Annotated in this window: 10 protein-coding genes and 1 pseudogene; 4 read left to right on the forward strand and 7 right to left on the reverse strand. The window is 70.0% G+C overall.

The features are described from left to right. Nucleotides 1–129: 129 nt before the first annotated feature. Nucleotides 130–525: pseudogene (locus AB0E14_RS28435) on the reverse strand (tyrosine-type recombinase/integrase); the annotation flags it as partial. A gap of 27 nt (nucleotides 526–552) precedes the next feature. Here AB0E14_RS28435 and AB0E14_RS28440 point away from each other — a divergent pair. The 4 genes from AB0E14_RS28440 to AB0E14_RS28455 all read left to right on the forward strand — a co-directional run bounded on the left by AB0E14_RS28440 (nucleotide 553) and on the right by AB0E14_RS28455 (nucleotide 2,826). Then, nucleotides 553–819 carry an AHH domain-containing protein gene (locus tag AB0E14_RS28440; RefSeq protein WP_362424150.1) on the forward strand — a complete coding sequence of 89 codons (267 nt, stop codon included), beginning with the start codon at nucleotides 553–555 and terminating at the stop codon, nucleotides 817–819. Between the two features lie 74 nt (nucleotides 820–893). Further along, a complete protein-coding gene (locus tag AB0E14_RS28445; RefSeq protein WP_362424153.1) occupies nucleotides 894–1,355 on the forward strand; it encodes a hypothetical protein in 462 nt (153 codons plus the stop codon). Nucleotides 1,356–1,817: 462 nt separating this feature from the next. Beyond that, nucleotides 1,818–2,612 carry a helix-turn-helix transcriptional regulator gene (locus AB0E14_RS28450; RefSeq protein WP_362424156.1) on the forward strand — a complete coding sequence of 265 codons (795 nt, stop codon included), beginning with the start codon at nucleotides 1,818–1,820 and terminating at the stop codon, nucleotides 2,610–2,612. After that, the gene (locus tag AB0E14_RS28455) at nucleotides 2,605–2,826 is read left to right on the forward strand and encodes a DUF397 domain-containing protein (protein WP_362424159.1); all 222 of its coding nucleotides are present in this window, start codon (nucleotides 2,605–2,607) and stop codon (nucleotides 2,824–2,826) included. Before AB0E14_RS28450 ends, AB0E14_RS28455 begins: the two co-directional genes overlap by 8 nt. Nucleotides 2,827–2,952: 126 nt before the next feature. On the opposite strand, the gene AB0E14_RS28460 is transcribed toward AB0E14_RS28455, so the two are convergent. The 6 genes from AB0E14_RS28460 to speB form a co-directional block, all read right to left on the reverse strand. Beyond that, entirely contained in the window at nucleotides 2,953–3,297 is a 345-nt protein-coding gene (locus tag AB0E14_RS28460; RefSeq protein ID WP_362424180.1) for a hypothetical protein, read from the reverse strand. Between the two features lie 137 nt (nucleotides 3,298–3,434). Next, nucleotides 3,435–7,181 (reverse strand): ABC transporter ATP-binding protein, encoded by a 3,747-nt coding sequence (locus AB0E14_RS28465; RefSeq protein ID WP_362424162.1) that lies wholly within the window; start codon nucleotides 7,179–7,181, stop codon nucleotides 3,435–3,437. A 133-nt stretch (nucleotides 7,182–7,314) separates the two neighbouring features. Then, a complete protein-coding gene (locus AB0E14_RS28470; protein WP_362424165.1) occupies nucleotides 7,315–7,737 on the reverse strand; it encodes a PIN domain nuclease in 423 nt (140 codons plus the stop codon). Continuing rightward, the gene (locus AB0E14_RS28475; protein WP_362424168.1) at nucleotides 7,734–7,943 is read right to left on the reverse strand and encodes a type II toxin-antitoxin system VapB family antitoxin; all 210 of its coding nucleotides are present in this window, start codon (nucleotides 7,941–7,943) and stop codon (nucleotides 7,734–7,736) included. Before AB0E14_RS28475 ends, AB0E14_RS28470 begins: the two co-directional genes overlap by 4 nt. 70 nt (nucleotides 7,944–8,013) lie before the next feature. Further along, nucleotides 8,014–9,696, reverse strand: coding sequence for a thiamine pyrophosphate-binding protein (locus AB0E14_RS28480; protein WP_362424171.1), 1,683 nt, complete (start codon nucleotides 9,694–9,696; stop codon nucleotides 8,014–8,016). 107 nt (nucleotides 9,697–9,803) lie between these two features. Beyond that, complete coding sequence (speB, locus tag AB0E14_RS28485; RefSeq protein WP_362424174.1) at nucleotides 9,804–10,784, reverse strand: agmatinase; 981 nt, start codon at nucleotides 10,782–10,784, stop codon at nucleotides 9,804–9,806. Nucleotides 10,785–10,940 lie beyond the last annotated feature (156 nt).

Here is a 10,940-nt window from a genome sequence, read left to right on the forward strand (position 1 = left end):
CCGTAAGGCGATCGGTTCCTTCCTGGCTGCTGCTAATCGCTACCCGTGGGATGCAGGAAACCGCTGTAGGGCCCCGCCAGAAATATGGTCTGGCGGGGCCCTGCAGCGGGTTTGACGGCAACGCTGACGTCAGCGGACGACGGCAGCGGCGGGCGGGCCGTCGGGCTCGTCGTCCTGGCCGCCGAGGGCGTGTCCCAACGCGTTGATGGCTTGGCGTTGGAGGCGGAGTCGGACGTGGGCGTAGACGCCGGCAGTGACGCCGATATGGGCGTGGCCCAGAAGTTCCTTGATCACAACCAGGTCCACGCCCTGTTCCAGGAGCAGAGTCGCGGTTGAGTGCCGGAGGTCGTGGAAGCGGATGCGCCGGAGGCCAGCCCGGTCGAGGAAGCTGCGGAAGCGGCGGGTGAGGTTGGCCGGGTCGAGAGAGCCGCCAGTCGGCGTGGTGAAGACGAGTCCGCTGTCCCTCCAAGCTGGCCCTGCCGTCTCGCGCTCCTCGTCCTGCTGTTCCTTGCGCTCCTTGAGAGAGCAACGCCTCATTCCCCGCACCACATCGTGGCAGGGAATTCACCGAAGGCCGCCCCCGCAAGGGTGCAGCTGGATAGATTCGGAATCGGCGTGAACGATGCCGAGAACGGCGTCTGGCTCCCGCGAAGCAGTTCATCTCCCAACCCACACGGGTTGTCGGTGCACTCTACGATTCACACGAATGAGTACTACGCGTACGTGAATGACTTGATGAGCGGAGCAAGGAACAGGAGTGAAGCGCTTGACGTCATAGACCACGTCAGACGCCAACTGCAGGGTGGAGGCTGGCCGTAGGCCGAAGGGGCCCGACCACTGGGGGATGAGCGGGCGCCCGCAAGGGGGCGTACCGCAGGACTCGAAAGGTGATCATGTCCAGGAAGCAGCAGGTAGATTTGGCGGAGGGCATCGCACGCCAACTCGTCGAGGAGATGGGTGGCTTCGACAGGTCACTTTCGGGACTGACCCAGCTGGTGAGGCAGTTTTCGGCGATCGAATTTGAAGTGCCGGAACTCCCCGACGCAGACGGATATCTCTTCCAGTACGGTAAGGTCAATTGGTTTCCGGAGCCCACCTTCGCTCTCGGCATTCTCCGGCAGCTTGAAGTCGTCGACGCGACTGGCGGACACGAGTCCTACATTCAGGTGCAGTTCGAATTGAGATACTTCTTGGATGATGACCTTGACTGTGTAGGCAGCCATTCGGAGTGGTGGTTCCCCGGTGACGAGGTTTCCTTCGATAGCTGGCTGGAGTCTGTGTCTCGAGCTGAAATTTCAAATCGCCTCGCCATGAAAACCGTTCGCGATTTTGCAATCTGGAAAGAGATGGTTTAACTAGATCACCGGTTCGATTCCGGTGGGGCCTCCTGGCGTAATGACGGCAACACCAGCGGACAACTGGTACGTCAGGCGGGTCGCCGGGGCGCGGAGGCCGTGCACAGGGCCAGTTTGTACGGCGCGTGGGAGCTGGCGGCACGGGCAGCATCCAGGACTGGCAGGCTGCGGTTGCGGTGAGTAGCCGGAAGCATCCTGGCCGGGGCGAATTCTCTCGCGGAGCAGGTGGGCCGCGAGGCTGTCAATCCGGTAGGTCAGGCAGTCACCGACGGTGCTGCCGACGGTGGCGACGGGCAGGCCGCGACTGTTCACGACGGCCGCAGAGGTCTCCCCTCGGCGGCTTGGTCGGACGCGTTCGTCTGCCGGGATCTCGCTCTGTAGCGATTCCCTCACGGCTTGAGACCACTGCGGCTACCCTGAACTGCGGTCGGGGACGTGGCGTTTGCCGCAGAGGGGTTGACGATGAGCAACGTCTACGGGAAGTGGCTGAAGGCTCAACGGGAGGCGGCCGGCCTCACCCAACAGGAGCTGGCCGACCTAGCAATCATGACGCGTTCGCACATCGCCCACATCGAGGCAGGCCGTCGGATCCCATCGCTGGAAGACGCGCGACGACTGGATAGGGCTCTGGGGACCGGGGACGTGCTGCAGAGTTTCCTGCCGCAGGTCGACGACACGATCGCCGACTATTTCGAAACCGCACGTCAGCTCGAACAACAGGCGACGATGATTCGGGAGTTCGCCAGCTCCTTCGTGCCCGGCATTCTCCAGACGGAGCGATATGCGCGCGCGGTTCTGGGCACGACCTTTCCTCCCAGGAGCGAGGAGGAGCGGGACAGGCACGTTGCCACGCGGATCGAGCGATCCAGGATCCTGGCTGACCCGGTGATGCCTGTGGTGTGGGCACTGCTCGACGAAATGGTCCTGCGCCGCCCCATCGGCGGACCGGAGGTCATGGCTGAGCAGATCGCGCACCTCATCCACTTAGTGGAGAAGGACCGAGTGCGGGTGCATGTCCTCCCCGTGAGCCTCGGCGTCCATCCGCTCATGCAGGGCATGCTGACGCTGATGTGGTTCGAGGACCAGCCACCGGCCGCGTACAGCGAGGGTGTCTCGATCGGCAAGCTGCACGACTCCCCATCCGTCGTTCAGCGACTGCAAGGCGTCTACGATCTGGCGCTGGGCGACGCGTTGCCCTTGAAAGAGTCACTGACGCTGATGCGGGCGATCGCGAAGGAACATGGACACCATGAGTGAGCACATCATCTCTGACTCCTCCACGCTGAGCGGCTGGCGCAAATCGTCCTACAGCGGGAACGAGTCAGGGAGTTGCGTCGAGGTTCTGGACGGCCATACCTCGGGAATTCCGGTCCGCGACTCCAAGTCCCCAGCCGGCCCCGCACTTGTCTTCACGACTGTCGGATGGACCTTGTTCGTCTCCAGCCTCAAGAGCGGCAACCACCTCGTCTGACCGCCACCGGTGATCGCACTATCGAGAAGGGGCGGGGAACCTTCTTCGGCACACGGTCCAGGGCATCGCGCGATCAGTTAGGTCACCCGCGTGGCCTCTCTGACGCTTCAACACGTCATCCGCCAGTCAGCACAGCACCCACCCCGTGGACGTCCCCCGGCCCGCGATCGAGCCGGAGGCTCGGACGCAGCGGTTGAGGGCGTGGACCGTGATGGGGCCGGCCTGGCGGGTGTAGCGGCCGGAGTCGACCGCCGGGCGGCCGCCTCGGGGCTGGAGGGAGAGGGACATGGCGCGGCGGGCGCCGGGGTGGGTGGCGACCGTGGTGGCGCAGACGTACTGGCGGCTGCGGTAGAGGCGGAGTTCGCCGCCCGGGAAGGTGACGGTCTTCGACGGGCGGCCCACGCAGAGGGAGGCGGCGTCGGCGGTCGCGACCGCCGGGCCGGCGAGGGTGAGGGTGGTGGCCGTGAGCAGGACCGCCAGGGCGTGGCCGAGTAGGCGGCGGCCGTGTTTCGTCACCTTGAACCCAAACAACACCTGGATCCCCTCCCGACTCCTTGCCGTACATGCGTACGACGCAGGAGGGGCCCCGGTGGTTGCGTCCGGCCGTCCTAGACGGCCCTTGCCGGCTCCTCCTCGCCGATGAAGGCCTTCCAGAGCGTCGCGTACGCGCCGCCCTTCGCCAGGAGTTCGTCGTGCGTGCCGTCCTCGGCGACGCGGCCGTGTGCCATCAGGACGACGCGGTCCGCGCGGGCCGCCGTCGTCAGGCGGTGGGCGACGACCAGGGCCGTGCGGCGGCCTGCGAGGCGGTCGGTGGCCTGGTTGACCTGGGCCTCGGTGGCCAGGTCGAGCGCGGCGGTGGCCTCGTCGAGGAGCAGGATGTCCGGGTCGACCAGCTCGGCGCGGGCGAGGGCGATCAGCTGGCGCTGGCCCGCGGAGAGGTTGCGGCCGCGCTCGGCGACCTCGTGGAGGTAGCCGCCGTCCAGGGTCGCGATCATGTCGTGCGCGCCGACCGCGCGGGCCGCCGCCTCGACCTCGGCGTCGCTCGCCTCGGGGCGGCCGTACGCGATGGCGTCGCGGATCGTCCCGGGAAAGAGGTACGCCTCCTGCGGGACGACGCCGAGCCGGTGGCGGTACGAGGTGAGGTCCAGGTCCTTGAGGTCGGCGCCGTCGGCCGTGACCCGGCCGGAGGTGGGGTCGTAGAAGCGGGCGACCAGTTTGACCAAGGTGGACTTGCCCGCGCCCGTCTCGCCCACGAAGGCGACCGTCTGGCCTGCCGGGATGTGGAGGTCGATCTCCTTGAGGGCCTCTTCCTCGTCTCCGTACGCGAACGTCACGTTCTCGAAGGCGATCTCGCCGCGCAGGGAGAGGACTTCGCGGGGTTCGGGCGCCTCGGCGGTCGAGGTCGGTTCCTGGAGCAGTTCCTGCATGCGCTTCAGGGAGACCGTGGCCTGCTGGTAGCCGTCGAAGACCTGGGAGAGCTGCTGGACGGGGGCGAAGAAGAGGTCGATGTAGAGGAGGTACGCGACCAGGGCGCCTGTGGTGAGGGTGCCGGCTTCGATCCTGTTCGCGCCGACGATCATCACCGCCGCCGCGGCCACCGAGGAGAGCAGGGTGACGAACGGGAAGTAGATCGAGATCAGCCACTGGCCCCGGACACGGGCCTCGCGGTACTCGTCGCTGCGGGCCGTGAACTGTGCGACGCCGGAGTGCTCGCGGCGGAAGGCCTGGACGATGCGGAGGCCGGAGACCGACTCCTGGAGGTCGGCGTTGACGACGCTGATCCGCTCGCGGGCCAGCTCGTACGCCTTCACGCTGGAGCGGCGGAAGAAGTACGTGGCGACGGCGAGGACCGGCAGCGTCGCGAAGACGACCAGGGCGAGCTGGAGGTCGAGCACGAGCAGCGCGCCCATGATGCCGAAGAAGGTCGTGACGGAGACGAAGGCGGTGACCAGACCCGTCTGGAGGAACGTCGACAGGGCGTCCACGTCCGTCGTCATCCGGGTCATGATCCGGCCGGTCAGCTCGCGCTCGTAGTAGTCGAGGCCGAGCCGCTGGAGCTGGGCGAAGATCTTCAGACGCAGGGCGTACAGGACGCGTTCGCCGGTGCGGCCGGTCATCTTGATCTCGGCGGTCTGGGCGAACCACTGCACGACGACGGTGAGCAGGGCGAGCGCGGAGGCGGCCCAGACGGCGCCCATGGCGAGCTTGTTCACGCCGTCGTCGATGCCGTGCCGGATCAGGACCGGAAGCAGCAGGCCCATGCCCGCGTCGACGGCGACGAGGCCGAGGCTGATGAGGAGGGGGACCTTGAAGCCGCGCAGGAGGCGGCGCAGTCCGTACGAGTCCTCGGGGGTGACCGCGCGGGTCTCGTCGATGTCCGGGGTGTCCGTGGCGGGCGGCAGCGCTTCGACGGCGGCGAGCAGCTCGGGGGTGGCCCCGGGGGCCTGGGACTCCTCGCTCTCGGTCTCCTCGCGGACCCAGAGGGTGGGGGTGATGCCGCGTTCGGCGTCGAACTCGGCGTCCAGCTCGGCGCGGAGGCTGCGGTCCTCGGGGACTTCCACGGGGAGGGTGTGGCCGGGTGAGACGCCGCCGAGCTCGTCGGGGTCGGTGAGGAGCCTGCGGTAGAGCGGGGAGCGCTCCTCCAGCTCCTCGTGGGTGCCGATGTCGGAGAGCCGGCCGTCGTCCAGGACCGCGATCCGGTCGGCGAGGCCGAGGGTGGAGCGGCGGTGGGCGATGAGGAGGGTGGTGCGGCCGGCCATCACGGAGGCGAGCGCCTCGTGGATCTCGTGCTCCACGCGCGCGTCGACGGCGGAGGTGGCGTCGTCGAGGAGGAGCAGCCGGGGGTCGGTGAGGATCGCCCGGGCGAGGGCGACGCGCTGGCGCTGGCCGCCGGAGAGGGTGAGGCCGTGCTCGCCGACCTTGGTGTCGTAGCCGTCGGGCAGCTCGGCGATGAAGCGGTCCGCCTGGGCGGCGCGGGCCGCGGTCTCGATCTGCTCCTGGGTGGCGTCGGGGTGGCCGTACGCGATGTTGGCGCGGACGGTGTCGGAGAACAGGAAGCTGTCCTCGGGGACCAGCCCGATGGCGGCGCGCAGGGAGTCCTGGGTCAGCTCGCGGACGTCGTGGCCGCCGACGAGGACGGCGCCGTGGGACACGTCGTAGAAGCGGGGCAGGAGGAGGGAGACGGTGGACTTGCCGGAGCCGGAGGCGCCGACGACGGCGACGGTCTCGCCGGCCCGGATCTCGAGGGAGAACCCGTCGAGGACGGGGCGCCCGTCCTCGTACGCGAACGTCACGTCGTCGAACTCGACCGTCGCCTCGGCGTCGGCCGGCAGCTCCTTCGTGCCGTCCTTGATGACCGGCTCGGTGTCGATCAGCTCCAGGACGCGCTCGACGCCGGCGCGGGCCTGCTGGGCGACGGTGAGGACCATGGCGAGCATGCGGACGGGGCCGACGAGGGAGGCGAGGTAGGCGGAGAAGGCGACGAAGGTGCCGAGGGTGATCTGGCCGCGGGTGGCGAGCCAGCCGCCGAGCGCGAGGACGGCGACCTGGCCGAGGGCGGGCACGGACTGGAGCGCCGGGGTGTAGCGGGCGTTCAGGCGGATGGTGCGCAGGCGGCCCGCGAAGAGCTTGCGGCTGGCCTCGCGGATCTTCCCGGTCTCCTGGTCCTCCTGGCCGAAGCCCTTGACGACGCGGACGCCGGTCACCGACCCGTCGACGACCCCGGCGACGGTGGCGGCCTGCGCCTGGGCGTACCAGGTGGCGGGGTGCAGGCGGGCGCGGCTGCGCTTGGCGATGAACCAGAGGGCGGGGGCGACGGCGAGGGCGACGAGGGTGAGCGGGAGGGAGAGCCAGGCCATGACGGCCAGCGAGATCAGGAAGAGCAGGAAGTTCCCGATCGTCATCGGGAGCATGAAGAGCAGGCCCTGGATGAGCTGGAGGTCGCTGGTGGCCCGGCCGACGACCTGCCCGGTGGACAGCTCGTCCTGGCGCCGCCCGTCGAGCCGGGTGATGGTGGCGTACATCTCGGTCCGCAGGTCGTGCTGGACGTCGAGGGCGAGCCGGCCGCCGTAGTAGCGGCGGATGTAGGTGAGGGCGTAGACGGCGAGGGCGGAGCCGATGAGGAGGCCGGTCCAGACGGTCAGGGACCGGGTCTTCGCGCCGATGACGTCGTCGATGATGACCTTGGTGATGAGCGGCACGAGAGCGAGGACGGCCATCCCGGCGAGGGAGGAGCCGAGGGCGAGCACGACGTTGGCCTTGTACCGCCAGGCGTACGCGCTCAGCCGCCGCGCCCACCCCTGCCCCTGCGGCGCCGCAGCCTGCCGCTCCGCCTGTTTCTGCCCCGCCGCTGCCACGTGGTGCCTCCCGTTCGTCCTGCTCTACCGGAAGGCTCCAACGCGGCTGGCGTGCGATTTCATCCCGCCGCAACACTTCGCGCGGACGGAAGCGACAAGACCGGTCTCCGGTCCTAGGACCGTCCGGGGCTCGTCAGGCGGTGCCCGGTGGGGCGACCCACTGGGTGGGCTGGCCCGTGAGGCGGGCGACGGTGTCGAAGTCCTTGTCGTAGTGGACGAGAGTCAGGCCCGCCAGCTCGGCGGTCGCCGCCACGAGCAGATCCACCGGGCCGGCGCTCCGGTGCTCGCCCCGGTTGGTGAGCATCTGCTGGACCTTCCGGGCCCGCTGGTAGATCCCGTCGGGGACAGGGACCCGGTTGAACACCTGGGCGAGGAGGTCCTCCTTGAGGATCCTGTCGTTGGCCGACCTCGCGGAGTGGAGGATCTCCAGTTCGCTGAGGTCGCAGAGGCCGATGACGCCCTCCGTGGTGTGCTGGCGCCACTCGTCCTGCACGTGCGGACGAGCCAGGATCCGGACGGCGGCCGAGGTGTCGACGAGGTGGGTGACGGGACTCATCGACGGTAGTTCTTCTTGTCCATGAGGATGTCGAAGTCGCCCCGCTCGGCCATCGCGGTCAGCGCCTCCAGCGCCCGCAGCCGCTTGTGGCGCTGGGCCACCTCCAGCAGAGCCGCGTTGACCGTGTCCTTCTTCGTCTTCGTGCCCAGTATCTCCGCGGCCTCGGCGAGAGCGTCGTCATCGACTTCCACATACAGGTTCGACATGACAGATCCTCCCTATGTACTGGACATAAGGAGGATATGCCGTGCAGGTCAGGGCAGCAATGCCCTTCACTCAGAGGTGCGTGGGCTCGAACATCCGCAGCAGTGCCGGGAGGACCACCACCGACGGGCCCGGGGTCGACAGGGACTTCGACAGGTCTTCCGTCAGGGATTCCGGGGTCGTGCGGAGGGCCGGGACGCCGAAGGATTCGGCCAGGGCCACGAAGTCCGGGCGGGCCAGTTCGGTGGCGGTGGCCTCGCCGAAGGCCTCCGTCATGTACTCGCGCAGGATGCCGTAGCCGCCGTCGTCGACGATGAGCCAGGTGACGTTCGAGCCGTACTGCTTGGCCGTCGCCAGCTCCGCGATCGAGTACATCGCGCCGCCGTCGCCCGAGACCGCGAGCACCGGGCGGGTCGGGTCGGCCGCCGCGGCGCCGAGGGCGGCGGGGAAGCCGTAGCCGAGGCCGCCGGCGCCCTGGGCGGAGTGCATGGTGTTCGGCCGGCGGGCGTCGAAGGCCGACCAGGCCCAGTACGCCAGGATCGTCATGTCCCAGAAGCTCGGCGCGTCGTCCGGCAGGGCCTCCCGGACCGACGCCACGATCCGCTGCTCCAGGCCCAGGTCCTGCGCCGCGATGCGGTCCCTGACCTTCGTCAGGACCTCCTTCACGCGGTCCGGGGCCGTCGCGTCCTCCCGTACCGGAACCGTCTCCAGGAGCGCCTGGAGCGCGAGGCGGGCGTCCGCGTGGATGCCGAGCGCCGGGTGGTTGGACTCCAGCTTGCCCGCGTCCGCCTCGATCTGGATCACCCGGCCGCGGGGCGCGAACGTGTGGTAGTTCGAGGACAGCTCGCCCAGCCCCGAGCCGACGACGAGGAGGACGTCCGCGTCCTCCAGGAAGTCGGTGGTGTGCCGGTCCTCCAGCCAGGACTGCAGCGACAGCGGGTGCTCCCACGGGAACGCGCCCTTGCCGCCGAAGGTGGTCACGACCGGCGCGTCGATCCGCTCCGCCAGGGCCAGCAGCTTGCCGGACGCGTCCGAGCGGACCACCCCGCCGCCCGCGATGATCGCCGGGCGCTCGGCGTTCGCCAGGAGGTGCGCCGCCACCGCCGTCAGCTCGGGGCGCGGGACGACCTCCTCCGGCGTCGCGTCCATCGCCGTGACGACCGGAAGCGTGGTCTCCGCCAGGAGGACGTCCTGCGGGATCTCCACCCAGACCGGGCCGTGCGGTGCGGTCAGCGCCGACTCCCAGGCCGCCGCGATGGCGGACGGGATCTGGGACTGCGTACGGACCGTGTGCACGGACTTCACGACGTCCCGGAAGGACGCCTGCTGGTCGCGCAGCTCGTGGAGGTAGCCGTGCCGCCCGCCGCCGAGACCCGCCACCGGGACCTGGCTGCCGATCGCGAGGACCGGCGCCGAGGCGGCCGCCGCCTCCTGGAGCGCGGCCAGCGACATCAGCGCGCCGGGGCCGGTGGAGAGCAGCAGCGGGGCCGCCTCGCCGGTCATCCGGCCGTACGCGTCGGCCGCGAACCCCGCGTTGTTCTCGACGCGCAGCCCGACGTACGTGAGGGAGGAGCGGCGCAGCGCGTCGAACATGCCGAGCGCGTGCTGGCCGGGAAGCCCGAAGACGGTCGTCGCCCCGAGACCGGTCAGGGTCTCGACGACGAGGTCACCGCCGTTGCGCCCGGCCGGCGGGTCGAGGGCGGCGGCGGTCTGCGCGGCCGTGGGGCGCAGCACGAGGTCGTGGTCGTGGGTCATGAGGTCCCTCTGGGCGTGGCTCGGTGGTCGGGTGCGGCCCGGTGGGTGGTGTGTGCCCACCCGTTCCGCTCCGGCGGAACGCATGCCCACACACCACCAGGGGGTTGCTACGCGCCGGAGGCGCGGCCGGCCGCGATCTGGCGGGACATGATCGTCGTCAGTTCGTACGCCGTGTGCGAGGCCGCGACGGCGGTGATCTCCGCGTGGTCGTAGGCCGGGGCGACCTCCACCACGTCCGCGGAGACCAGGTTGCAGGAGGACAGGCCGCGCAGGATCTCCAGGAGCTCGCGCGAGGTCATGCCGCCCGCCTCGGGGGTGCCGGTGCCGGGGGCGTGGGCCGGGTCGAGGCAGTCGATGTCGATGGAGATGTACAGCGGGCGGTCGCCGATGCGCTGGCGCAGCTGGTCGGCGACCTCGTCGGCGCCGCGGCGGTAGATGTCCGCCGAGGTGACGATGCCGAAGCCCATCTTCTCGTCGTCGGTCAGGTCCTGCTTGCCGTACAGCGGGCCGCGCGTGCCGACGTGCGACAGGGCGGAGGTGTCGAGGATGCCCTCCTCGACGGCGCGGCGGAACGGGGTGCCGTGGGTGTACTCGGCGCCGAAGTAGGTGTCCCAGGTGTCGAGGTGCGCGTCGAAGTGCAGCAGCGCGACGGGGCCGTGCTTCTTGGCGACGGAGCGCAGCAGCGGCAGCGCGACGGTGTGGTCGCCACCGAGGGTCATCATGCGCGCGCCGGTGCCGAGCAGGTCGTCGGCCGCGGCCTCGATCGTCTCGACGGCCTCGTTGATGTTGAACGGGTTGGCGGCGATGTCACCGGCGTCCGCGACCTGCGCGAGGGCGAACGGCGAGGCGTCCTGCGCCGGGTTGTACGGGCGCAGGAGGCGGGAGGCCTCGCGGATCGCGTTGCCGCCGAAGCGGGCGCCCGGGCGGTAGGAGACGCCGCTGTCGAAGGGGATGCCGACCACGGCGACGTCGGCGGTGCCGACCTCGTCGAGTCGCGGCAGCCGGGCGAACGTCGCGGGACCGGCGTACCGCGGGATGCGGGACGAGTCGATCGGGCCGCGGAACGCGTTCTGGTCGCTGCTGCTCATGGTCGGGTCCTCCTGGGGGGGGTGTCGGTGGTGTCCGGCCGGGGGCCGCCGGGGGGGGGGGGGCCCCCCCCCGGGGGGGGGGGGGGGCCCCCGCCCCCCCCCCCCCCCCCGGCACCGGCGCGGGCGTGTGGGGGGGGGAGGGGGGGTGATAGACAA

Origin of the sequence: Streptomyces sp. NPDC047981 (genome assembly GCF_040653315.1) — a bacterium.
Taxonomy (GTDB): domain Bacteria; phylum Actinomycetota; class Actinomycetes; order Streptomycetales; family Streptomycetaceae; genus Streptomyces.